This is a genomic window from Synechococcus sp. CBW1002 (assembly GCF_015840915.1).
In the GTDB taxonomy this organism is placed as follows: domain Bacteria; phylum Cyanobacteriota; class Cyanobacteriia; order PCC-6307; family Cyanobiaceae; genus CBW1002.
In genome coordinates, this window is record NZ_CP060398.1 from 1,127,110 (window position 1) to 1,151,203 (window position 24,094).

Annotated in this window: 19 protein-coding genes; 11 read left to right on the forward strand and 8 right to left on the reverse strand. The window is 67.1% G+C overall.

Annotation, left to right across the window (positions count from 1 at the left end; genetic code table 11):
• Positions 1-376 precede the first annotated feature (376 nt).
• The 3 genes from thrC to H8F24_RS05405 form a co-directional block, all read right to left on the reverse strand.
• Positions 377-1,435, reverse strand: a complete 1,059-nt coding sequence (gene thrC, locus H8F24_RS05395) for a threonine synthase (RefSeq protein WP_197158982.1) — start codon at positions 1,433-1,435, stop codon at positions 377-379.
• Between the two features lie 123 nt (positions 1,436-1,558).
• On the reverse strand, positions 1,559-2,158 hold the full coding sequence (locus H8F24_RS05400) for an alpha/beta hydrolase (protein WP_231598119.1): 600 nt from the start codon (positions 2,156-2,158) through the stop codon (positions 1,559-1,561).
• A gap of 97 nt (positions 2,159-2,255) precedes the next feature.
• Positions 2,256-4,358 (reverse strand): AarF/ABC1/UbiB kinase family protein, encoded by a 2,103-nt coding sequence (locus H8F24_RS05405; protein WP_231598120.1) that lies wholly within the window; start codon positions 4,356-4,358, stop codon positions 2,256-2,258.
• Between the two features lie 98 nt (positions 4,359-4,456).
• On the opposite strand from H8F24_RS05405, the gene recN reads away from it, so the two are divergent.
• The 4 genes from recN to uvrA all read left to right on the forward strand — a co-directional run bounded on the left by recN (position 4,457) and on the right by uvrA (position 10,858).
• The gene (gene recN / locus H8F24_RS05410; RefSeq protein ID WP_197171293.1) at positions 4,457-6,163 is read left to right on the forward strand and encodes a DNA repair protein RecN; all 1,707 of its coding nucleotides are present in this window, start codon (positions 4,457-4,459) and stop codon (positions 6,161-6,163) included.
• 36 nt (positions 6,164-6,199) lie between these two features.
• Positions 6,200-7,168, forward strand: a complete 969-nt coding sequence (locus tag H8F24_RS05415) for an oxidoreductase (protein ID WP_231598121.1) — start codon at positions 6,200-6,202, stop codon at positions 7,166-7,168.
• 23 nt (positions 7,169-7,191) lie between these two features.
• Positions 7,192-7,779: an alpha/beta hydrolase gene (locus H8F24_RS05420; RefSeq protein ID WP_197171295.1), complete on the forward strand. Its 588-nt coding sequence runs from the start codon at positions 7,192-7,194 to the stop codon at positions 7,777-7,779.
• 76 nt (positions 7,780-7,855) lie between these two features.
• The gene (uvrA, locus tag H8F24_RS05425) at positions 7,856-10,858 is read left to right on the forward strand and encodes an excinuclease ABC subunit UvrA (protein WP_197157828.1); all 3,003 of its coding nucleotides are present in this window, start codon (positions 7,856-7,858) and stop codon (positions 10,856-10,858) included.
• Positions 10,859-10,902: 44 nt separating this feature from the next.
• Here uvrA and H8F24_RS05430 read toward each other — a convergent pair whose 3' ends face one another.
• The 3 genes from H8F24_RS05430 to H8F24_RS05440 are packed head-to-tail and all read right to left on the reverse strand — an operon-like array spanning position 10,903 to position 12,451.
• Entirely contained in the window at positions 10,903-11,289 is a 387-nt protein-coding gene (locus H8F24_RS05430; protein WP_231598231.1) for an adenylate/guanylate cyclase domain-containing protein, read from the reverse strand.
• The gene (locus H8F24_RS20120; protein WP_197157826.1) at positions 11,171-11,821 is read right to left on the reverse strand and encodes a 2Fe-2S iron-sulfur cluster-binding protein; all 651 of its coding nucleotides are present in this window, start codon (positions 11,819-11,821) and stop codon (positions 11,171-11,173) included. The genes H8F24_RS05430 and H8F24_RS20120 overlap by 119 nt, the downstream gene beginning before the upstream one ends.
• A gap of 24 nt (positions 11,822-11,845) precedes the next feature.
• A complete protein-coding gene (locus tag H8F24_RS05440; RefSeq protein ID WP_197171297.1) occupies positions 11,846-12,451 on the reverse strand; it encodes an HD domain-containing protein in 606 nt (201 codons plus the stop codon).
• A 75-nt stretch (positions 12,452-12,526) separates the two neighbouring features.
• Between H8F24_RS05440 and H8F24_RS05445 the strand changes: the two genes are divergently transcribed.
• Positions 12,527-13,084, forward strand: coding sequence for a hypothetical protein (locus H8F24_RS05445; protein ID WP_197157822.1), 558 nt, complete (start codon positions 12,527-12,529; stop codon positions 13,082-13,084).
• 34 nt (positions 13,085-13,118) lie between these two features.
• On the opposite strand, the gene H8F24_RS05450 is transcribed toward H8F24_RS05445, so the two are convergent.
• Positions 13,119-14,060: a DUF389 domain-containing protein gene (locus tag H8F24_RS05450; protein ID WP_197171298.1), complete on the reverse strand. Its 942-nt coding sequence runs from the start codon at positions 14,058-14,060 to the stop codon at positions 13,119-13,121.
• A 202-nt stretch (positions 14,061-14,262) separates the two neighbouring features.
• Here H8F24_RS05450 and H8F24_RS05455 point away from each other — a divergent pair, with 202 nt between their 5' ends.
• The 6 genes from H8F24_RS05455 (at position 14,263) to H8F24_RS05480 (ending at position 22,844) form a co-directional block, all read left to right on the forward strand.
• Positions 14,263-15,057 carry an FUSC family protein gene (locus H8F24_RS05455; protein ID WP_197157818.1) on the forward strand — a complete coding sequence of 265 codons (795 nt, stop codon included), beginning with the start codon at positions 14,263-14,265 and terminating at the stop codon, positions 15,055-15,057.
• A gap of 2 nt (positions 15,058-15,059) precedes the next feature.
• Positions 15,060-16,091, forward strand: a complete 1,032-nt coding sequence (locus H8F24_RS05460; RefSeq protein WP_197171300.1) for an FUSC family protein — start codon at positions 15,060-15,062, stop codon at positions 16,089-16,091.
• Between the two features lie 39 nt (positions 16,092-16,130).
• Positions 16,131-17,327 (forward strand): phosphatidylserine/phosphatidylglycerophosphate/cardiolipin synthase family protein, encoded by a 1,197-nt coding sequence (locus H8F24_RS05465; RefSeq protein ID WP_197171302.1) that lies wholly within the window; start codon positions 16,131-16,133, stop codon positions 17,325-17,327.
• Positions 17,328-17,418: 91 nt separating this feature from the next.
• Positions 17,419-18,957: an alpha/beta fold hydrolase gene (locus H8F24_RS05470; RefSeq protein WP_197171304.1), complete on the forward strand. Its 1,539-nt coding sequence runs from the start codon at positions 17,419-17,421 to the stop codon at positions 18,955-18,957.
• A gap of 352 nt (positions 18,958-19,309) precedes the next feature.
• Positions 19,310-21,571 (forward strand): HAD family hydrolase, encoded by a 2,262-nt coding sequence (locus tag H8F24_RS05475; RefSeq protein ID WP_197171306.1) that lies wholly within the window; start codon positions 19,310-19,312, stop codon positions 21,569-21,571.
• 7 nt (positions 21,572-21,578) lie between these two features.
• Positions 21,579-22,844 (forward strand): DUF389 domain-containing protein, encoded by a 1,266-nt coding sequence (locus tag H8F24_RS05480; RefSeq protein WP_231598122.1) that lies wholly within the window; start codon positions 21,579-21,581, stop codon positions 22,842-22,844.
• 47 nt (positions 22,845-22,891) lie between these two features.
• Here the strand turns inward: H8F24_RS05480 and H8F24_RS05485 are convergent, their stop codons facing one another.
• Positions 22,892-24,001 (reverse strand): LCP family protein, encoded by a 1,110-nt coding sequence (locus tag H8F24_RS05485; RefSeq protein ID WP_197171308.1) that lies wholly within the window; start codon positions 23,999-24,001, stop codon positions 22,892-22,894.
• Positions 24,002-24,094: the final 93 nt, after the last annotated feature.

Below are 24,094 nucleotides of genomic sequence, written 5' to 3' on the forward strand. Positions count from 1 at the left end.
CGACTGCCAAAAGGATTGATTTTTTCTGGATAACAATCCCAACCCGTAGTCGTAGAGCCTGGGGAATCGGGGGAAAACAGCATTAAACCCTTTGCGCTGCAACTGTTTTGCTCTCACAGGCATGAGGAAAACGCCGGAGGAAAACCCTGGAAATCGCAGCTTTCCACCAAATCCCGGCCCTGGGGAAAACCAGGGCCGCCCCGGTGTCCGGTCGTGTTCATTTTCCCCAGCTCAGGGAATCCCTTTTCCCGGGGTTTTCAGCAGGCGGTTTCAGGGTTGGCTGCGTCCTGAGATCCCGCTGATTCGCAACAAAAAAGCCCCCGATCGGGGGCTGATGACCAGAGCCGCGGTCGCGCTGATCCCAGGGCCGTGAGGCTCAGAAGCCCATCACCTTGGCCACTGTGGCCGTGTCGGGTTCGATGCCGGCGTGGAACTTGGCGTCGTTGTGTTCAATGGCCGTGGTGGGGTCCTTGAGGCCATTGCCGGTGAGCACGCACACCACCGTGGCGCCGCTCGGTACCTCCTCACGTCGTTTGAGCAGCCCCGCCACCGAAGCGGCGCTGGCCGGTTCGCAGAACACGCCTTCTCCAGCCCCGAGCAGCTTGTAGGCCTCAATGATCTCGGTGTCCGTCACGGCCATGAAGTCACCGTTGCTCTCGGCCCGGGCCTTGAGGGCGTTCTCCTTGTTCACCGGGTTGCCGATGCGGATGGCGGTGGCGATCGTGTCGGGTTGCTCCACCGTGTGGCCCAGCACCAGCGGGGCGGCTCCGGCGGCCTGGAAGCCCATCATCCTCGGCAGCTTCCAGCTGCGGCCTGCCTGGCGGTACTCGCGGAAGCCCATCCAGTAGGCGCTGATGTTGCCGGCGTTGCCGACCGGAATGCAGAGCCAGTCGGGCGCTTCGCCGAGGGCGTCCACCACTTCGAAGGCGGCGGTCTTCTGCCCCTGAAGGCGGAAGGGATTGAGCGAGTTCACCAGGGTGACGGGGTAGCGGTCAGCCACCTCCCGCACGATCGCCAGGGCCCGGTCGAAGTTGCCCTGCACCGCCAGCACTTCGGCGCCGTACAGCAGGGCCTGGGCCAGCTTCCCCTGGGCCACGTAGCCATCCGGGATCAGCACGAAGGCCCGCATGCCACCCCGGCGCGCATAGGCCGCGGCCGCGGCGGAGGTGTTGCCGGTGCTGGCGCAGATCACCGCTTCCGAACCCGCTTCCTTGGCCTTGCTGATCGCCATGGTCATACCCCGGTCCTTGAAGGAGCCGGTGGGGTTGAGACCGTCGTATTTGAGGAACACCCGCACGCCACGGCCGATCCGTTCGGCGATCGACGCAGCCGGGATCAGCGGCGTGGCTCCTTCCCGCAGGGTCACCACCGGCGTGGCATCGCTCACCGGCAGCCAGGCGCGGTAGGCCTCAATCAGGCCCGGCCAGTCCTGCATCACCGGCTGGGCGCCGAAGGGACCGGTGCCATGGCGCCGGAAGGAACGGAGCAGGGGCACGGGGCAGGGTCTGGAGGCTGGAGGCGAATCTACGGCGCGACTCAGGCTGACCCTGGCCCGGATTCAGGAGCCAGGCTTGGCACCGACATCACCGCGCAGGCCATCAAGGGGAGATTCCGAGAAGAAGCGCACCAGGTCGGTCACGGAGCTCGCCTTGCTCATCAGCCCCAGCAAGGCAGGAATGCTGACCTCGATCTCGTTGGTGGGGTAGGCCTTGAGGAAGCCGATTGGCGACAGCTTGCCGGAGTCTTCAGCGGCACCCAGCACCAGCGCCGATCGCATCGCCTGCACCCCCACCGTCTCAGCGTTGAGTGGGTAGATGATCTGGGCGGCCCGCGCCAGGATCGCCTCGCCGATGCTGGTGTTGAGCAGGCGGCTGACCAGCACGACCGGAACGGTCATCGATTGGTTGAGCAGTTTGGCGGCTTCTTCCGGCTTCTGCTTGCTGAACTTGAGCACGTCCGCGAGCAGACCGCGGGCCTCTCCGGTGGTGGCCAGGTGCTCCAGATCCGCCACTGGAATCGAGCGGCGGAAGGCCCCGCTCACGAACACCAGGTTCTCGCCGGCCAGGGCCGCAGGGGAGCTGGCCCAGAGCCCGAGTCCCAGCAGGGCGGCCCCCAGACGGTGGCACTGGCGGGGCTGCCGCCCGGACCGCTTCTGCACGGAACTCTCCGAAGAATGGCCTTCATCGTAGGAGCAGTGTTTGGGTGGGAGCTGAGTGGCGGCTGCGGGACAGGCCGGTTCACCGCCCCCGCTCGCTTCAGGCACTGGCCAGATCGGCGCTGCGCTGGGGCGCCACCAACACATCCCGCAGCAGCCGCACCACGCCACGTTCGGCCAGCCCCCGGGCGACCTGGGCCCCCATGCGGCGCAGATCGGGTTCCCCCACCAGACGCGGCAGCCGCTTCAGCAGCAACTGGGGTTCGAAGCCGGGCAGGGCCCGCAGGATCAGCACCAGCTGCCGCACCGGTTCCAGATCCAGCAAGGGCTCGCTGGCTTCCCAGGGATCGCGGCGGCGCAGACCGGGTGGCTGCAGCCTGGTCGGCAGCCGTTGGCCGAGCCGCAGGGTGGCCTGCCAGGCCACCGCATCCATCCGCTCCACCACCGCGTCGACCAGCTGCTGACGCAGCAGACCCCCCTGGGGAGAAAAGAGGAAATCGAGCACCTGGTCGAGCAGGGTGTCCAGATCGAGCTGGCTCCCCTTGGAGGCGCTGGCGATGAGGTTGTCGAGGCGCTGCCAGCGGAAGATCTCGCCATCGAAGAGCATTTCCTTGAGGCTCTGCCGCAGGCTGGGATCGGGATCCTCCATCAGGCGGCGGGCGAAGTAGGGATAAGCGGCACCGAGGATCTTGAAATCAGGATCCACGCTCAGGGCGATGCCCTCGAGGGTCACCAGCGAGCGGATGATCAGGGCGTAGTAGGGCGGAACCTGGAAGGGGAAGCGATACATCACCCCGGAGAGATCATCGGTCACCGCTTTGAAATCCATCCGGCTCACGCCCATCTCCAGCGCCTGGCCGAAGACGCTCTCGAAGGCGGGAACAATCGGTTCCAGGTTCACATCCTCTGCCAGAAAGCCGAGGCTGACGAAGTCCTTGGACAGGGCGCTGAAGTTGCGATTCACCAGATGAACCACCGCCTGAATCAAGCCCGTACGGGCCTCACGGCTCACCTCGCTCATCATGCCGAAATCGAGATAGGCCAACCGCCCGTCGCTCAGGGCCAGCAGGTTGCCGGGGTGGGGATCGGCGTGGAAGAATCCGTGCTCCAGCAGTTGCTGCAGGCTGCAGTCGACTCCGATGCTCACCATCACATCCGGATCGATGCCGAGGGCCTGGACCGCCTCGAGGTTGGTGAGCTTCACCCCTTCGATCCACTGCATCGTGAGCACCCGGCGGCTGGTGGCCTGGTGGTAGATCAAGGGAACGGCGATCAGGCGGTTGTGGGCGTGCAGCGCGCGAAAGCGGTCGGCATTGGCGGCTTCATGGAAATAATCCATCTCCTCGAATACCCGCCGGCCCAGCTCATCGATCAGCCCGACCAGATCGCTGCGGATCAGCCGCACGTTCTGATTCAGCCAAGCGGCGATATTGCGCACGATGTAGAGATCCAGCGTGATCTGCTCCCTCAGTCCTGGACGCTGCACCTTCACGGCCACCCGCTCACCGGTACGGAGAACGCCGCGATGGACCTGTCCCAGGGACGCAGCCGAGATCGGCTCCCGTTCAAGGCTGGCGTAGATCGCTTCGACCGGTGCGCCCAGATCCTCTTCGATGCAGGCCATCGCCAGGGCTGAATCGAAGCCCGGCAGCTGGTCCTGCAGTTGGGCCAGTTCCTCCAGCAGCATCGGCGGAACGATGTCCGGCCGGGTGGAGAGGGCCTGTCCGGCCTTGATGAACGCGGGCCCCAGATCCACCAGCAGGTTGGCGCATTCGCGGGCCCTGGCCCGGGAGCGTTCCGGGTTGGCCAGCATGCCCAGCAGCCAGTCGGTCCCCACACCGAGCAGATAGAGGCCGATCGGAATCAGGGTCTGGGCCAGTCGGCGCAGGAGCCGCTGGGGATGTCCGGCATAGATCCTGGTGATCGCTGCCGGGTCGTACTCCAGCAGGCCGGCGGCTTCAATGAAATCGCCCAGCTCGGGCGAGCCGCCTCGAGCGGTGGTGCTCAGATCCGGCCAGGGTGTCGATCCTCCAGCCTCCCCTCCTGGACGCGCTGATGAGCGTGGAGTTGCCGAGTGGACTGCATCTCTGAAAACACTGTCCTGATGCGCAGCCTCTTCGAGGACCCTCTCTTCCACGCCAGCCTCTCCGAAGACAGCGGCGTGCATGGCGTCGGCAGCGGCGTCAGCGGCGGTTCGAACCATGCCCCAGCGCCTGTGGCGCAATCCCGTACACCCTCTTCTAGAACAATCGCAAGGCCGCTACGGTCGGGGCGAACACGTGTTCCATACCGGAGGCCGGGGTGCTCACGGGGCTGCGCCTGGAGAACATTGCCCTGATCGAACAGCTGGAGCTCGGTTTCGCACCGGGGTTCACCGTGTTCACGGGAGAGACCGGGGCTGGCAAGTCGTTGCTGCTCGATGCCCTCGATGCCCTGCTGGGCGGTGCCCAGGGCAGTGCCGGTGCCCGGCTGCTGCGTCCACGGGCGGAGCGGGCCGTGATCGAGGCCAGCTTCAGCCTCGATCCACCGCTGGAAGTCTGGCTGGCCCAGCAGGAGATCGAGAGCCAGGAGGGTGAGCTCTGGCTCAGCCGGGAGTGGCGCCGCAGCGAGGAGCGCCTCACCAGCCGCAATCGCCTCAATGGCGTGCTGGTCAGCCGCGCTCAGTTGCAGGAGCTGCGGCCCCTGTTGCTGGATCTCACCGTGCAGGGACAGACGCAGCAGCTGGCCCGCCCCGGTCTGCAGCGGCGTTGGCTGGATCGCTTTGCGGGTGAGCCGATCCAGTTGCTGCTTGATCCGGTGCGTCAGGCTTTTGGCCAGTGGCGTGATGCGGTCGAGGCGCTGGAGGCGGCGCAGCGCGATCGCGATCAGCTGGAGCGCGAGCGGATCGCTCAGGAGCAGCGGCTTGAGGATCTGGAGGCGGCGGACCTCGACGACCCGTTTGAGGTGCAGCGCCTCCAGAGCGAGCAGGACCGCCTCGCCCACGGGGTGCGTCTGCAGGAGGGGGTGATGAGCTTGCAGGGGCGCCTGGTGGAGGGGGCCGAGCAGGCGCCTTCGGTGTTCGATCACCTGGCTGCCTGCGAACAGGAGCTCGCTGTGATGGAGGGGCTGGATGGTTCGGTCAGCCCCCTGCGCCAGCGCTGCACCGAGGGTTTCGTCCAGCTTCAGGATCTGATGCGCGATCTCGATCGCTACGCCGCTTCGCTGGAGAGTGATCCAGCCACCCTGGCCCAGCTCCAGGACCGCCTCGCCACCCTCAAGGCGCTGGAGCGCCGCCACGCCTCTGATCTCGCCGGCCTGATCAGCCTGCGGGACGCGCTGCGCCAGCAGCTGGCTCCCGGTGGCGCAGCGGCGTCCCTGGCTGCCCTCGAGCAGCGGGAGCAGCAGCTGCGTCAGCGACGGGATGATCTCAATGCCGCCCTGCACGAGCGGCGCCAGGCGGCGGCCCGGACGCTGGAGCAGCAGCTGATGCAGGCCCTGCGGCCCATGGGTCTGGCCAATGTGCGCTTTGAGGTGCGGGTGGAGGCCGCCCCGGCCGGTGAGGAGGGCGCCGACGCGGTGCAGTTCCTGTTTTCCGCCAACCCGGGTCAGCCCCTGGCGCCCCTGGCGGAGGTGGCCTCGGGGGGGGAGATGAGCCGCTTCCTGCTGGCCCTCAAGACCTGCCTGGCCGCGGCCGATGCCCACGTCACCCTGCTGTTTGATGAGATCGATACGGGGGTCAGTGGCCGGGTGAGTGGGGCGATGGCGGAGTTGCTGCAGCGCCTGGCCCTGCAGCGGCAGGTGTTCTGTGTCACCCACCAGCCCCTGGTGGCGGCTGCGGCGGATCACCACTACCGCGTCAGCAAGCAGGTCGTCGACGGCGTCACCCACACCCAGGTGTCCCACCTGCGGGACACTCGCGCCCGCCAGGCGGAGCTGGCCGAGCTGGCCGGTGGGGATTCCGGTGAGGCCCGCCTGTTTGCCGCCAGCCTGCTGGATCGGGCCGCCGCGCCGCCGCGGCCGGATCGCTAGAACCACCTTTCCGCCGCTCCGCTTTCCGTGCCTGCCGTGCCGCCGCGCTGGACCGCCGCTGCCATCCCCGATCTGAGCGGCCGCATTGCCCTGGTGACCGGTGCCAACAGCGGCCTGGGCCTGGAAACCGCCCGGGCCCTGGCCCACCATGGCGCCACCGTGGTGCTGGCCTGCCGCAACCGGCGCCGCGGCGAGGAGGCTCGCCAGGCCTTGCTGCCGGCGGCCCGTGGGCCGCTTGATCTGCTGGAGCTGGACCTGGCCGATCTGGCGCAGGTGGTCGCCGCGGCCGGTTGGATGGAGGAGCAGTACGGCCGGTTTGATCTGCTGATCAACAACGCCGGTGTGATGGCGCCGCCCCGCACCCTCAGCCGTGATGGGTTCGAACTGCAGTTCGCCACCAACCACCTGGGTCATTTCGCCCTCACCCTGGCCCTGCTGCCTCTGCTCGAGGGCCAGCCCGATGCCCGCGTGGTCACGGTCACCTCCGGTGCCCAGTACTTCGGCCGCATCGCCTTCGATGATCTGCAGGCGGAGCGCTCCTACGACCGCTGGCGCGCCTACGGCCAGAGCAAACTCGCCAACGTGATGTTCGCCCTGGAGCTGCAGCAGCGTCTGGAGCAGGCCGGCAGCACGGTGCGCTCCTTCGCGGCCCACCCCGGCCTGGCCCGCACCAATCTTCAGCCCGCTTCGGTGGAGGCCAGCGGTGCCCGCTTCGAGGCCCTGGCCTACCGGTTGATGGATCCCCTCTTCCAGAGCGCCGCCATGGGGGCTTTGCCCCAGCTGTTTGCCGCCACGGCCCCGCAGGCGGAAGGTGGCGGCCATTACGGCCCCGATCAATGGGGTGGTCTGCGGGGCTGGCCCGCGGCGGTGCGGGTTGCCCCGGCCGCCCTCGATGGCCAGCAGCGCCGCCGGCTGTGGGAGTGCAGTGAAGCGCTCTGCGCTGCCGCCAGCCCTGCGCTGGCCACCCGGATGTCGGCAGTGGGCACTGCAGTGAGCCCTGCCTAAGTTGGCCGCAGCTCCTGGGTGTCGTGGTGCCGCGTCTTCGTTCCCTTGCCGCCCCTCTGGCTGCCGGTCTGCTGCTGTTGCCTGCGCTGGCACCGCCCGCCGCCCATGCGGCCGAGCAGGTGGTGTTCGTCAGCGGGGCCTTCCGCCGCTCGATTCCGGTGGCGGATCTGGCCCATCTGGCGGAAACCGGCGAAGCGCGAGGCCTGCTGGGGGATGTGCTGCGGCTGGGACGGCAGAACCCGGCTGAGCTGGCCAAGCTCCTGAATGTGCAGATCCGCCTGCCCCTGGTGCTCACCAGCCGTCTGCTCGGCACCCGCATCGGCGAGGCGGCCCTCAACCGGGTCGCCCGGATCGTCTTCCCCCTCAAGGCACCGGGCGTGGCGGTTCCGGCCCTGCGGGCCGCCACGATCCTGGGGCTGGAGAAGGGGGACGGCAGCCTGTCGCCGCTCGGCTTCCTGCAGGCCTATCCCAACCAGGATCTGGCGGTGAGCTTGCCTCAGCTCAGGATTGCTTTCAACCGACTCAACTCGGTCACCGATGTGGTGCGCGGCTTTTTGGAAACGGATCTGGGCGGCCAGAGCGGTGCTGCCGGCAATGGCACCGCCCCCTAGCCGGGCCAGGAGGGTGCTGGATCACTGAATGGGTCAGGCCAGCGCGCCTAGAATCCACCGTTCACCAGGCCGCCGCATGCCCCGCGCCACAGCCTCTGCCAGCCCCGCGGCAACAGCAGCGGCCCCGAACGGCGCCACCAGTGCCAGCGAGGCTGCCCTCACCCTTAACGGCGGCAGCCTTGAGGATGTGATCCGGGTGCGGGGCGCCAGGCAGCACAACCTCAAGAACGTCGATCTCACGATTCCGCGCAATCGCCTGGTGGTGTTCACCGGCGTGAGCGGCAGCGGCAAGAGCTCGCTGGCCTTCGACACGATCTTCGCCGAAGGGCAGCGCCGCTACGTCGAGAGCCTCTCGGCCTACGCGCGCCAGTTCCTCGGCCAGGTGGACAAGCCGGATGTGGATGCGATCGAGGGGCTCTCGCCGGCGATCTCGATCGATCAGAAATCCACCAGCCACAATCCCCGCTCCACCGTGGGCACGGTGACCGAGATTCAGGACTATCTGCGCCTGTTGTTCGGTCGGGCTGGTGAGCCCCACTGCCCCCAGTGCGACCGCTCGATCCGGCCCCAGACCATCGACGAGATGGTCGACCAGATCCTCACCCTTCCCGAGGGCACCCGCTACCAGCTGCTGGCGCCGGTGGTGCGGGGCAAGAAGGGCACCCACGTGAAGCTGCTGGGGGGCCTGGTGGCGGAGGGCTTCGCGCGGGTGCGGATCAACGGCGAGGTGCGCGAACTGGCCGACAACATCGAGCTCGACAAGAACCACGCCCACCACATCGAGGTGGTGGTCGACCGGCTCGTGGCCCGCGATGGCATCCAGGAGCGGCTCACCGATTCGCTGCGCACGGCCCTGAAGCGCGGCGACGGTCTGTCCCTGGTGGAGGTGGTGCCCAAGACCGGCGAGGAGCTGCCGGAGGGGCTGGAGCGGGAGCGCCTCTATTCGGAGAACTTCGCCTGCCCGGTGCATGGCGCCGTGATGGAGGAGCTCTCGCCGCGGCTGTTCTCCTTCAACAGCCCCTATGGCGCCTGTCCGGATTGCCATGGCCTCGGCCACCTGCGCCAGTTCACCGAGGATCGGGTGGTGCCGGATCCGTCGCTGCCGGTCTATGCGGCGATCGCACCCTGGAGCGACAAAGACAGCTCCTACTACTTCTCCCTGCTCTACTCGGTGGGGGAGGCCTTCGGTTTCGAGATCAAGCTGCCCTGGAGCGAACTCAGCCAGGAGCAGCGCCAGGTGCTGCTGCATGGCAGCAGCGAGCCGATCCCGATCCAGGCCGACAGCCGCTACCGCAAGAGCCAGACCTACGAGCGTCCCTTCGAGGGCATCCTGCCGATCCTGGAGCGGCAGCTGCGCGATGCCAGCGGTGAGGCGGTGCGGCAGAAACTGGAGAAGTACCTCGAACTGGTGCCCTGCTCCACCTGCCAGGGGCTGCGGCTGCGGCCCGAGGCCCTGGCGGTGCGGGTGGGTCCGTACCGGATCCACGAGCTCACCAGCACCAGCGTGGGCGAGAGCCTGGCCCGGATCGAGGCGCTGATGGGGGTGGGGGCCAGTGCCGGGGCGCCGCCGCTGCTCAGCCCCCGCCAGATCCAGATCGGCGACCTGGTGCTGCGGGAGATTCGCATGCGCCTCAAGTTCCTGCTCGATGTGGGGCTCGACTACCTCAGCCTCGACCGCCCGGCCATGACCCTTTCGGGCGGGGAGGCCCAGCGCATCCGCCTCGCCACCCAGATCGGTGCCGGCCTCACCGGCGTGCTCTACGTGCTGGATGAGCCGAGCATCGGCCTGCACCAGCGGGACAACGATCGCCTGCTGGCCACCCTGCTGAAGCTGCGGGATCTGGGCAACACCCTGATCGTGGTGGAACACGACGAGGACACGATCCGCGCCGCCGACTATGTGGTGGACATCGGTCCCGGCGCCGGGGTGCACGGCGGCCGCATCGTGTCCGAGGGAGGTCTTGAGCAGCTGCTGGCGGCGGAGGATTCACTCACCGGCGCCTACCTCAGCGGCAGGCGCTCGATTCCCACCCCCGCGGAGCGCCGCCAGGCCTGCACCCGCCAGCTCACCCTGGTGAACTGCCGCCGCAACAACCTGGACGACATCAGCGTTGAGATCCCACTGGGGCGGCTGGTGTGCGTGACCGGTGTGAGCGGCAGCGGCAAGAGCACCCTGGTCAATGAGCTGCTCCATCCGGCCTTGGAGCACAAGCTCGGCCTGAAGGTGCCTTTCCCCTCGGGGCTGGAGTCGCTGAAGGGGATGAAGTCGATCGACAAGGTGATCGTGATCGACCAGAGCCCGATCGGTCGCACGCCCCGGTCCAATCCAGCCACCTATACCGGCGCGTTTGATCCGATCCGCCAGGTGTTCGCGGCCACGGTGGAGGCCAAGGCGCGGGGCTACCAGGTGGGTCAGTTCAGCTTCAACGTCAAAGGTGGGCGCTGCGAGGCCTGCAGTGGGCAGGGCGTCAATGTGATCGAGATGAACTTCCTGCCGGATGTGTATGTGCAGTGCGACGTCTGCAAGGGGGCGCGCTACAACCGCGAGACCCTGCAGGTGACCTACAAGGGCTTCACCATCGCCGATGTGCTGCAGATGACGGTGGAGCAGGCTGCCGATGTGTTCTCCGCTATCCCCCAGGCGGCGGATCGATTGCGCACCCTGGTGGATGTGGGTCTGGGCTACATCAAGCTCGGCCAGCCGGCGCCCACCCTCTCTGGTGGGGAAGCGCAGCGGGTGAAGCTCGCCACCGAGCTCTCCAAACGTGCCACCGGGAAAACGCTCTATCTGATCGATGAACCCACCACTGGCCTGAGCTTCTACGACGTGCACAAGCTGATGGACGTGATGCAGCGGCTGGTGGACAAGGGCAATTCAATCCTGGTGATCGAGCACAACCTCGATGTGATCCGCTGTGCCGACTGGATCATCGACCTCGGGCCTGAAGGGGGCGACAAGGGCGGTGAGATCGTGGTCTGCGGCACCCCGGAGGAGGTGGCGGAACATCCCACCAGTCACACCGGCCGGTACCTCAAGCAGGTGCTGGAGCAGCATCCCCCTGTGGAGGTGGCTGCCTGATCGTTGGCTGCCTGGCGGTTGGATGTGCCGGTGATTCCTGCCTGTCAGACAGGGATACGAGCGGGATAGACCGTCATCGTCTGGCTGACGCCCTTGAGGGGCACCTCATGTTTTTCCTGGATTAGATCGCGGGATTCCGTGAGGTTGTCCCAGACGGCCTGGCTGATCAGGATGTCGCAATTGAAATTCCTGGTCTTGCGCTCAATTCGGCTGGCGATATTCACGCAATCACCCACAAGCCCGAAGCGCAGGTCGTCTACCGGGCCAGTGTTCTCCACGACGGTGGGTCCGTAATGGATGCCGATGCCAACGTCAACAGAGCGATTGAATTCCTTTCGGAGTGCTTCGGAGAGCACGAGGATTCTTTTGCGGATTGCAAAGGCGGTTTTCACAGCATCTTCGCAATAGGATCCTGAATCGGTTTCCTGGATGCCGAATACACAGCTCAGTTCGTCGCCAACCCAGAGGTTGATCGTTCCATGGTTTTAGACAATCTCCTCCTTCAGTGCCGTGAAATAGCGATTCAGGATATACACCAAGTCGAACGCGGGAATGCTTTCTGAAAGGGGGGTGAATCCTTTGAGATCCACGAACAGGATCGCCAGGGATCGAACAACGCCTAACCCCCCCCTGTTTGGCTTTTCGTTTTTCCGCTTTCCTCTCCCCGGGAGGTTTGATCAGTCGCTTGATCTTCACCTTTCCTCTGTCGCGAAATCTCGTCGCACAGCCCAGCCGTATGTTATCCGGCCAGTGGAGGCGCTCGGCAATGCGTGCTTCCTCAGGGGTTCTTGGCTCCAGATAATCCAGCCCTTCGAGAACCTCAACCTTGCAGGAGCTGCAGATGGTTTTTCCTCCGCATGCCGAAACCATTTCGATATCGGATTCGATCGCGATATCGAGCAGCGTCTTGTCCGGGTGATGCCAGGGAGTGCTCAGCTGAGCGCATGCCCAGTTGATCTCCATGCGCGATAGAGTGTTTTAGCAATTCTAGTTCAACTCTCCTCCTCTTGTCTCTGGCTCCGGCGCCGGGGGATCCCACGGTCTGCGCAGAACGCGGCGGACCATCGGAATGAAGGTCTCGATTGGTTCTTGGGGATAGTCCGGATCGAATGAGACCTCGTCGTACAGGGCGCAGAATTCAGCGGTGTAGGCGAAGTGCGGGCTCTCCCGGTAGGCCTCCCGGCCGTTCGGGTCGATGCCCACCTTGCTGCCGTAGAAGTAGGTCTGGAACACCGGATGGTGGGCGAGCATCCAGTGGTTCTCCTCCCGGATGAACGGCTTGAGGATGGCGGCGATCACCTCACCGTGATTGAGGGGGCCGAGTGCCTCCCCCACGTCGTGCAGCAGGGCCACCACCACGGTTTCCTCGTCGCGGCCGTCCCGCAGGGCCCGGGTCGCCGCCTGCAGGGAATGGGTGCGGCGATCCACGGGATAGGCCTCGTCCCCGCCCAGCCTCTCCAGCAGATCGAGCAGCAGATCCGGGAGCTGCAGCAGGTTCTGCTCATGCACCGTGCGCAGCAGCCGGAAATCGTCCGGGCTCATCTCGTCCATGCGGTGGAACCGCATGCGCTCGCCCTGCGGCGTTGGCTCCATGGTCTGCGGAAGTACCCTCATCCTCACCCTATGGAGCAGGCCTCCCACCGGGTGGAGGGAGCTGTGAACAGTCCCATGGCGTTCGGACGCTCCGGTGCCACCATCCAGGGATCCAGGCACGCGGATGCCCGCTTCCGGAGCCAGTTCCCCATGTCCTATCGACAGGCCGACGAACCCCTCCGCTGGCGGTGGCGTTACCGCGGCACCGGCACCAGTACAGGCAGTGGCAATGGCGAACGCATCCGGGCCCAGGGCCGCTTCCTCACCGATCGGGACCCCGACGGGGATGGCTTCCACGAAATTCTGCGCATCCGTGGCCAGCGCAACGGGGACCGGATCACCGGGCTGGTGCCCGCTGGCACCTCCATCCCCGGTAATGCCCCCTACACCGGCGACAACCTCGTGCGCTACGAGCCCCGGCGCTTGCCGGAGGGGCGGAAGAGCGATCCCCAGCTGACCCAGAGCGGCATCCAGTTCGCCCTGGCGGATGGCACCTACTCGAACGTGTTCCACGCCGGCTTCCTCACTCCGCCCACGGGCCTGGACTTTCATTCCGTGCCGCCCTTCCCCCAGGGGCCCACGCCCCCCAACAGTGAATCTCCCGTGCTGTTCCGTGCCTGGGTCGTGGGTTGACGCCTTCCGGTGCGGTGTGCGGTAACTGGGGAGTTCAGGGGGCGAGCGTGCTGCGGTAGCTCCTCACTTCCGTGGGGACATGCCGGATCGTGGTGGTGACTGTGCCGAGGCCACTCTTCTCCAGCACCTGACTCAATTCCCCGTGCAGCTGATCCAGGATCTGATCATCGAGCAGGCTGGATGGGGCATAGAGCTGGAAGTCGACCTTCACCCCTTTGGAATTTGTCTGGACGCTCAGATTCTTGAGCTGAATCACTTCGCGGTAGTGGGGATACCGCTCCCACAGTTTCGCGATCTGGCTGTCGATCCTTTTCTCCAGGATGAATTCCCCCATCGCTCCACTCAAGGGCCCGCTCACCACGGCCAGCAGGAGCCCCAGAGACACCAGGCTCACCCCCGCCCGTCGCCAGTGGCCGTACCGCTGCCACAGGAAGACGAGGGATGCGGCCACGGTGATGCCGATCAGGTTGGCGCAGAAGAGCAGCAGGGCTCCCGTTGTGACCTGATTGCCGATCCCGATGGGTACGGCGGTTTCCACCGAGACGCCGATGTCGTCGTGCAGGCCGAGGCCGATTCCTGCGACACACAGCGGCGGGACCAGGGCCACGGCGATCGCGACGCCTGCGATGGAATTGGCGATCTTGGGCCTGGTCAGGGAGAAGGCGCCGGCGGCACCGGCCGCCAGTGCGATGCCGAGATCCACGATGTTGGGTGTGGTGCGGGCGATGATTTCCTGGCTGAGGATCGTGGTCGGCACCGCTTCATCCAGAGCCCAGGCCAGAAGCATCACCGTGGCACTGCCCAGCAGAATCGTGACCAGGGAGCGTTGAATGAGGATCCCGTCGGAGGTGCTGATCCCGAAGGCACAACTCAGGATCGGATTCATCAACGGAGCCACGATCATGGCCCCGATCACCACAGCCGGGCTGTCGACCAGAAGCCCCAGTGTTGCAATGATCGTGGACGTGATCAGCAATACAAAGAACGACAGGCTTGGAAAGGAGGATTCCACCCTGTCTTCCTGCAGGGAGTCATGGCTGATCGGCGGCTCTGCTGGGGTGTTCCGGCTTCGGCGAAGGCCTCCGAGGAACTTCAGAGCGCGTGGGGGAAGTGTCACGAAGCCGCTGAGTTTCTGTTTCGCAGTGTGGTCGGGATGATCCACTCCTGACCACAGCAAGATGCCGTTGCGCTCCCTCTCCCCGCAGCAGACCAGAAACGCCCTTCTGGTGGGGTTCGCCGGTTTTCTCGCCACTGCCCTCTACCTCTGGTCCGGGCCTGCGGTAGCGGCCGAACAGGGCTTCTATCTGGTGTACGGAGCCGTGCGCAGCCTGCTGCCCAGCCGGGATGCCTCCCTGCAGGCGGCCCAGGCACGGCTGCTGGGCACGGCCTTCGGCGGGGTGGTGGTGTTCCTGGTGATGCTCGCCTTCCGCGACTGGCTCGCCATGGGGGTGGCCTACGTGCTGATTCATCGGATCGGTCGGCGCTGCGGCTTCAGCAGCGCCACCCTTGTGAACGCGGGGGTGATGGTGGTGCTCCTGCTCGGTGTGCCCGCCTACGGGGCCATGGGGTTCCGCTATGTCTTCGATCGCACCCTCTGGCATGCCCTGGGCCTCGGGATCGGTATGGCCGTGGAGCGTCTGTTCTGGCCGGATGCGCCGCTGCAGCGCCTGATCACCAGCGAACGGGCTCTGGTGCAGCGGCTGCACGATCTGCTGGCCGGCCGCCAGGTTTGCTCGGCCGAGTCCCTGATCGCCAGCTATGCGGAGCACCGGGCGGTCCGCTCGGAGGTTCTGCGGGGCAGCGAGGCGGCTCTGCTGCAGTCCCCCTCCTACCGCGATCGCCACGACTGCCTCGAGATCGCCCTGCGCCACGCCGTGGCCATGCTGCGCGGCCCCACGGTGCTCAAGACCCTGGATGAACGGGCCTGCCGGGAGGCCCTGGGGCGCTACGGCACCTTCCCGGAGCTGGCCTGAGCATGGCCTCCTCCCCCTCGTCGTCCTCGCCCGCGCCCCTGGCGCTGATCCTCCGCAACGGCAGCGTGCTGGCGCTGCTGATGGCCGCCGCCGCCTTCCTGCGCCTGCCCGAGGGGCTGTTCCTGGCGCTGGGGGCCCTCACGGTGCTCGAGTCCGACCTCGGCCAGGGCGTGCTGGCCGGCCGGGAGCGCCTGCTCGGCACCCTCTGCGGCCTGGTGGCGGTGGTGATCGCGGCCGGCGCCCTCGGCGGCGCACCGCTGCCCCTGGCGATCTTCGGGGGGCTCACCCTGGTGCGTCTGTTCAGCTTCGCGGCGGGCCTGCGCAGCGGCTACATCGTGGGCGGGCAGGTGGTGGCGGGGAGCCTGCTCCACCACGGCCTCGAGCGGTGGCCCTATGCCCTGTTCCGCACGGTCACCACCCTGCTGGGGGTGGGGATCGGCATTCTCGTGTCGCGGCACATCTACAGCCAGCGCAGCCTGCTGCTCTGGCAGGCCGACTGCCGCCAGTGGCTGCTCGACCTGGCCGATGCCCTCGAGCGTGTGGCCCTGACCCAGCACTCGGAGGAGCCCTATCTGCGGATGCGGGAGCGGCGCGATGGCCTGCGCCGGCGCCTGCCGCAGCTGGCGGCCGAGCAGGGGGTGCTCCATCTCAGCGGCGAGGATCCCCTCAACCTGGCGCAGGATCTGCTGCTCCAGGCCGGCACGGTGCTCAGCTGTGCCCGCGATCTCCACCCCATCCTTGCCGCGGCCGGGCCCGGCTCCGCCGCGGCCACCTTCCCCTGGGCTCCCCTGATCAGCTGTGGGGCGGCCCACTTGCGCGCCTCTGCCTGCGGCTCCGATGGGCGCCGCAGCCGCCGGGATCTGCAGGCTCTGCGGCAGCGGCTGCAGCGCCAGCTGGAGGATCAGCCCCCCTCAGGCGAAGGCGAGCTGCTGCTCTGCAGCCGCCTGCTGATGCTCAGCGATGCCCTGCTCAGCCTGCGCAGACTTCCCGCTGGGGCCCGGCCTGCCCTGGCCGGCCCGGTCCGCGCTCCTTAGCCTGAGATCCCAGTGGCAGGAGTGTCTCCGGCCTCGTCCATGCTTGAGTCCCTCTCCCCTGCGCCCTTCCTGGAGCCGGATCCCCGGCCCGCCTTGCCGGACTGGGCCCGCTCCGCTTCTTCCTACTCCGCCCTCTTCCCGTTCGGGACACCGCCGGAGCCGCCGGCGCCCGAGGGGGCCATGCTGTCCTGGTCCGCGGAGCCGGAGCGCGACGCCCGGGGCAGCCGCGGCGATGCCGCCGATTCCTCCCGTGATCCCCTCACCGGGGAACCCTTCGATCGTCTGCAGGTGCTGCCCGAGGATGGCCGGCGCATCTACCGCAAGGCCTTCGCCCTGGCTGAGCGGCAGATCCGCATCGAGATCTGCGTGCTGGAGGATCCGAAGATCCTGGCCGGCCTGCGGGATGCCCTGGACCGCGGCGTGCGGGTGCGGGCGATCGTGGACCGGGGCAAATACGAGGCGCTGGAGCCGGAACGGCAGAACCTGGCGGCGGAGTTCGTGGCCGCCGGCGGGGAGCTGCACCTCAGCAATCCGATCTTTCCGCGCTCTTTTCCCAAGACGATCCTGATCGATTCGAAGCTGCTGGTGTACGGCTCCGCCTGCCTCGACTCCACCACCTTCGCCCAGTACCGCGATTTCGCCCTCAGCAGCACCGATCCCACCGTGCTGCGCACGATCCGCCGCCTCTTCGCCAACGACTGGGCCTATTCGGCCCCGGTGGGACAGGAACCGCCCGCCTTCAATCCCACTCCCCCAGTGGAGCCGCCGGAGCTGCTGATCGCACCGCGCAACGCCGCCTCCGGCATGGCGGATCTCTACCAGCAGGCCGAGCGGCGGCTGGATGTGTACACCGAGGAGCTGGGCAATGCGGCCCTCGAGAGCGAACTGGTGGCGGCGGTGGCCCGCGGGGTGATCGTGCGTCTGATCACCCCGGTACAGGTGAACGGCGCCAGTGAGGAGCAGAACCGCCAGCACACCGCATCGATCCAGGCCCTCGCGGCCGCCGGCGTGCGGGTGCGCACCAGCGGGCCGCTCGAGAGCTTCGATGCGCCCTACATGCATGCCCGCGCCGCCCGGGTGGATGGGCGCCTCGCCTATGTGGGCTCGATCAGCCTCTCCCCCGACTCGGCGACCCTGAACCGGGAGATGGGTCTGATCGAGGACGATCCCACCATCGTGGCCCAGCTCGGTCGCCAGTTCGTCAAGGATTTCCGGCGTCTGACCCCGGCAGCCTGACCCCGGCAGCCTGTGGCGCCGGTTGCTGTTGCCGGGGTCGGATGGATCACAATTCCCTGCAGGCCTTTCCCTCCCGACCTCCTCCCCTCCGATGCGCGTTTCCCGTGTCCGGCTTCGTCGCATCGGCTGGCTGGCGGCCGGGCTGGCCCTGGCCACTGCTGCGGCTCCCGCCCGCTCCCTGGAAACGGTGGTGCTGCAGTTGCCCTTGATGGAGACCAGCTTCAGCGTCAAACTCAGCGAGCTGGAGCAACCGGCCAGACTTCTGAGCGGCAGCAGCGATCTGGCTGAGCTTGATCGCGCCACCAATGGTGCCGTGGGGCGGCAGTTGCTGGAGGTGTTCAATCGCCCCCTGCCCTTGCAGGTGGAGGCTGTGGTGGATCAGGCCAGCGGCACGCCCCTGCTCACCCAGGCGCTGCTCGCCGTGTCCGCCCTGGGCCAGGTGGAGGGGCTGCCTGCGGGCGCCGACATCGGCGGGGACCAGCTGGCAGAGGCTGTGCGGCAGGCGGCCTCCGGCGGGCAGCTCACCCTGCTGTCCCTGCTGCGTGCCTTGCCCGGCGACTCCGTGACTGTGGACCTGGGGAAGGCTCTGTCGGCAGCCCGTCGGCTGCAGAAGCAGCAGGCCCCCGCCGTGGAGCTGGTGCGCGACCTCCCGCCCGCAACCCAGGATCCAGCCCTCTCCGCGCCTGGTGCCTTCACCCCGGTGCGCAGCAGCTTCACCCTGCCGGTGTCCTATCGCCCTGAACCCCTGAACGTGGTGCTGTTCAAGCCCTCCCAGGGGGGCAATGGCCAGCTGGTGGTGATCTCCCACGGCCTCTGGGATGCTCCCGAGAGCTTCGAGGGCTGGGCGCGCCACCTGGCCAGCCACGGCTACACCGTGGTGCTGCCTCTCCACCCGGGCAGCGACCGCGACCAGCAGCGGGCCATGCTCTCAGGAGAGGCGAAGCCCCCCAGCCCGGAGGAGCTGCGGCTGCGCCCGCTCGATGTGAAGGCCATTCTCGATGGCTTCACCGGAGCCGATACTCAGAACGCTGTGGTGATCGGTCACTCCTGGGGCGCCACCACCGCTCTGCAGCTGGCCGGGCTGAAGCCCAGCAGCAGTCGGTTGCATCAGAGCTGCAACGACAGCAAGGATCCGAGCCGCAACCGCAACGATCCCGACCGCAACATGAGCTGGGTGCTCCAGTGCAGCTTCCTCAGCAGCGCCGATCGCTCCAACGTGGCTGATCCACGGGTGATCGCCGTGGCGGCGGTGAGTCCGCCCCTTTTTCTGCTGTTTGATCAGGGAAGCTCCGCCGGCATGTCGGCCCGGACCCTGCTGGTGACCGGAAGCCGTGACTGGGTTGTGCCTGCCGGCCCCGAGGCGATCGCTCCCTTCAGTCGCTCGCGCCCGGCCGGGCATCAGTTGGTGGTGGCCGGTGGCGGCGACCATTTCAACCTGCGTGGACCAGCGACTGGCGATGGCGGCCCACTCCGGGGTCTGTTGCTGGGCTGGGTGAACGGGGCCTATGCCGCCGGTCCCAACGTGCGGCCGGCTCCCGGTGCTCCGCCCCTGCTTCCAGCCGACGGCTGGGGGGATGCTGACAAGCCGTTGGTGGATGCCACCACCAGCGTGCTTCCGTTGCAGCGCTGAGCGTCGCAGCGCAGACCACACTCCACCTGCGGTGGGCAGCCTCGGCTGGGTGTCCTCGGTGCGGCGGAGCCCATTCTTTGTCTGTGAACGCTGACAGGGCTGGGCCGGGGCCCTTGCGTGGCCGGGCGGCCTGATGCCGTACTCGTGCGGGATCTGTGCCCGACGCAGCCATGCTGCGCCTGCGCTTGGCCGGTTTTCCCTGCAGCGTGATTCCGAAAAGTTGGCTATGGATCCCTTACGTACTCAATCACTTCCACCCTCTTGTCACGGCTGACGCCGTGGTCATTGACCACCCCTGACGCCGTGGTCATCGACCACTGCTCACCCGTTTGTCCACCACTTCGGGGCCGCCATGGGTTTCAACATCCTCCACCTGCATCTGCACGGTCTGTTTCGAGGTCATGACCTGGAGCTGGGTCGTGATCCCGATACCGGTGGCCAGACCACCTACGTGCTGGAACTGGCCCGGGCAATGGCGGCACGGCCCGAGGTGGAGCGGGTCGAGGTGGTCACCCGGCTGATCCGCGACCGCCGCGTTTCGTCCGATTACGCCCGGCCGTTGGAGCCGATCGGGCCTGATGCCGCCATCCGTCGCCTTCCCTTCGGTCCGCCGCGCTATCTGCGCAAGGAACTGCTCTGGCCCCACCTCGACGAGCTGGCCGACGCCCTCACGGAGGTTCTGGTGGCTCAGCCACGCCTGCCGGACTGGATCCACGCCCATTACGCCGATGCCGGGTATGTGGGGGCCTTGCTGAGGCGCCGGCTTGGCATCCCGTTGGTGTTCACGGGCCATTCGCTCGGACGTGAGAAGCGCCGCCGGCTGATGCTCTCCGGTCTCGATCCTCGCCAGATCGATCAGACCTACGCCATGGCCCGGCGCATCGATGCCGAGGAGCTGGTCCTGGCCCATGCGTCGATGGTGGTCACCAGCACCAGCCAGGAACGGGAGCAGCAGTACGCCCGCTATGGCCGCTTCCGGCTGGAGCAGGCCCGTGTCATCCCTCCCGGTGTGGACGCCCGCCAGTTCCGCCCGCCCTTGAGTGGTGAGGTTGAAACGGCGATCGATCAACTGGTTCAGCCGTTCCTGCGCAATCCGGCCAAGCCTCCGGTGCTGGCCATCTGCCGTGCCGATCACCGCAAGAACATCCCGGCCCTGGTGGAGGTGTTCGGCCGCTCCGAGCACCTACGCAAGAACCACAATCTGGTGCTGGTGCTCGGCTGCCGCGACGACCCCCGTGAGCTGGAGAAACAGCAGCGCGAGGTGTTCCAGCAGGTGTTCGAGCAGGTGGACCGCTTCGATCTCTATGGCCAGGTGGCCTATCCGAAGCAACACCGACGCGACCAGATTCCGGCCTTCTACCGCTGGGCGGCCCAGCTGGGCGGCGTCTTCGTCAATCCTGCGCTCACCGAGCCCTTCGGTCTCACCCTGCTGGAGGCGGCGGCCTGCGGCCTGCCGATCGTGGCCACCGATGATGGCGGCCCCCGCGACATCCTCAGCCGCACCGACAGCGGTCTGCTGGTGGACGTCTCCGATCTCGATGCCCTGCAGCAGGCGCTGGAGGCAAGCCTGGCGAGTCCCCTGCTCTGGCGTCGCTGGTCGGAGAACGGCATCGAAGCGGTCAGCCGCCATTTCAGCTGGAATGCCCATGTCTGCAGCTACCTGGGTGAGGCCGCTGCCGCTGCCGCTCGCCATGCCGAAGTGGTGCGACACTCCGCTGCTGCCGCCAGCTCCGATGCCAGTGTGCCGGGAACATCCGGTCCCATGGTGGTTCCCCCCAGACGCTTGGCTCCGCCCCAGCGCCTGCTGCTCTTCGATCTCGATGTCTTGCTGGCTTCGCCCGATGACGCCAGCCTTGTGGAGCTGCGCCGTCGGCTGGAGGCTGACCCTCGCCTGTCGGTGGGTGTGTTCAGCGGCCGTTCCTTCAAGGCGGCCTGCCAGCGCTTTGCCGAGCTGCATCTGCCGGCACCTCGCGTCACGATCACCCAGGCCGGTACTGACATCCGTTTCCGCGATCTGTCTGGTCCTGAGCTGGGCTGGTGCGATCCGGGCCTGGGCGATGTCGAGCCTGGCGGCGAGTGGGCCGCACCTGGCCTTGAGATCGCCGACCTGGTGCTGGACCCGCTCTGGCAGCAGCAGATCGGCCGCAGCTGGCAGCGCCAGGAGGTGGTTGCGGCCATGGCTGAGCTCGAGCCGCGCCTCTGCCTGCAGGACGAGAGCGAGCAGGGGCCTTACAAGGTGAGCTATGTGTTGCAGGAGCCTGATCAGGGCATCCTGCCGCTGGTGCGGCAGGCCCTGCGCAATCATGCCCTGCAGGCCAGGCCCCATGTGTTTCAGCACTGGTTCCTGGATGTGCTGCCGCTCACGGCTTCCAAGGCGGAAGCGATCCGCTACGTGGCGCTGCGCTGGAAGCTGCCGCTCAGCAGCATTCTGGTGGGGGCCAGCCAGCAGGGCGACGGGGAACTGCTGCAGGGCCTGCCCCTGGGCGTGGTGCCTGAAGACCATGATCCCTCGCTCGAATCCCTGAGGGGGCACCGCCGTGTGTACTTCTCCTCAAAGCCCCAGGCCTGGGGCCTGCTGGATGGTTTAGATCACCATCGATTCCTGCGCCGCTGAGCCTGGCGTGCCACCAGATCTTGATGATCGCAAAGCCCCGTCGGCATGGTCACGGGGTGATGCCCCAGACAACCCCTTCCTGAAGCGACTGCGCCGGGAGTTTGAGGCTGACGCACGCCTCAGCCAGGTTTTCCTCGTGCTCTCGGTGGGCGCGAGCCTGATCGCCACCTTCGGTCTGCTTTCCAACAGCGCCGCCGTGGTGATCGGCGCCATGGTGGTGGCGCCCTGGATCCTGCCCCTCCAGGCGATCGCTTACGGCATCCTGCGCGGCCGCTTCAACCTGGTGCTGCGGGCCTTTATCACCTTGATGCTGGGGGTGACGACCACGGTGATCCTGTCTGTGGGGATCGGGCGCCTGCTTGGTTTCGCCACCTACGGCAGCGAAGTACTCAGCCGCACCAACCCCAACCTGCTCGATCTGGCCATCGCCCTGGTGGCCGGTGCCCTGGCCATCTATGCCAAGTTGCGCCGTGATGCGGTCTCCTCTCTTGCTGGCCTGGCGATCGCGGTGGCGCTGGTGCCGCCCGTTTGCAGCATGGGCCTGGTGCTGGCCAGTGGTGATTTCAGAAGCGCCCTCGGCGCCGGTCTGCTGTTTGTGACCAACCTGCTGGGCATCCTCAGCGGTGCGCTGGTGGCCCTCGCTGTGGTTGAACCCAGCTTCCGCCTGGTGCTGCTGCGCAGTCGGCTGGGCCTCACCAGCCTGGGCCTGACGGCCTTGCTGCTGGTGCCCCTCACCGGCAGTCTGGTCGGGCTGTTGCGCCAGGCCCGCCAGGGGGCGAGTCTGCGCCAGGTGGAGCAAGCGATTGCGCAGAGCCTGCGCAACCGCACGATCACCCTCGGCCGCGATGCCCAGCTGGTGGGTGTGAACATCGACTGGGCCCAGAACCCTCCCCTGATCCGCGCCTATGTGCGGGTGACCGATCCGACGCTTCCGACGCCGGCTCAAGTGGCAGCGGTGCAGAAGTTCATCAACAGCCAGCAACCCATCCGCTACCGGCTGGTGGTGCAGAAGTCCGCCATTGTGGTGGTGGGTCCCGAGGCCAAGCCCAACCCCTCGCAAAAACTGCCGATCGGATCGGAGATTCCGCCGCCGCCCCTGCGGGAAGGCGACGCTCCGATTCCGCGGATTCCGCCCCCGCCGGCACCGCCTCCGGTACCGGACGAGTCAGAACGACAAAGCACGCCCCCGTCCGAAGCGTCGGTGGGGTCCGAGGTGGGCGGCTCGTCCGATGGTGCTTCAGCAGAATCCGTGCCGAAGAACCAGGAGCCCTGAACCCGTCCCCTCCGCTGTCTTCTGGCTGGTCAGGGTCGCTCGGCTGCTCAGTAGCGGCTCTCTCCTGAAGGCTGGAATTCGGCAGCGGCGCGAACCCCCTCGCTGGTGCCGTCCGCAGCAGCCCCATCCTGGCCGCCTTGGCCTGCTCCAGTCTCGGGCATCCAGTAGCTGAGATCGTTGTACCAATACAGGTGGCCGGGCAGTTGCTCGGTCTTCAGCCTCGTGGTGGCCATCGACCCCATCAGCCGGGCGAGATCCACCGGAGACAGGTCCGTGCGGATGTCGTCTCCGGCGATGCGGAGCAGCTCCGGCAGGCGGGTCACCGTGCCGGGTTGCACCAGCTTGCGGAACACGGCTGAGAGCACCAGCTTCTGGCGCTCGAGGCGGCCGATGTCGCCGAGTTCGTCGTGACGGAAGCGGAGGAATCCCTCCAGGTTCTCGCCTTTGAGAACCTGCACGCCGGGGTAGAGGTCGATGTAGAGGCCCTGGCTGTTGTCCACGTAGTACATGCGCTTGGGCACATCCAGCTCCACGCCGTCGAGGGCGTCCGCCAGCCGCTGCACGGCGCGCAGGTTCACCTTGAGGTAGTGGTCCACGGGCGCGTCCAGCAGCTGGGTCAGTTCCCGCTTGACCGCCTCAGGGCCGCCAAGGGCGTAGAGGGCGTTGGCCTTCTGGACGCCGAAGTCGGGTGTTTCGATGTAGGTGTCGCGGGGCACCTGGGTGAGCTCGGTGGTGCCGTCCTTGACCTGGACCGTGAGCATCACATCGGTGCTGCCGCTCACCGCATCGGTCCCGAGCACCAGGATCCGGCGTTGTTGGGCGAGAGGATTGATCAGGCTGGTGACACTGCTCGATCCTTGTTTCAGCCCTGCCACCACCGGTGTGATCCAGTGGGGCAGTGGACCGGCCAGGGCATAGCCGAGAACGGCACCCAATCCGAAGGCCAGCAAGGGTGGGCGGCGCCGACCAGACGCCGCGCCGGTCTGGACTTCGGCCACTGTCGCCTTGCCGGGTCGTGCCTGGTTGCCATCGACCGGTGGACCCAGCGCTTTGCTGGCGCGTTGCTGGCGCCGCCGGCGGGTGAGGTCTGTGATGGCGGCAGCGCCCCTGGCCGCGGCCTCCCGATTGGAACGGGGTGTGGGTTGGGCCTGGCTCATGGTGGGTCCTGATCGGCGCACCTTACGGGCGATGCTCGCTTCCGGCCAGTGGCCTGAGGCGCTTTGCCGAGCGGTTCCTGTCCGTTGTCATGC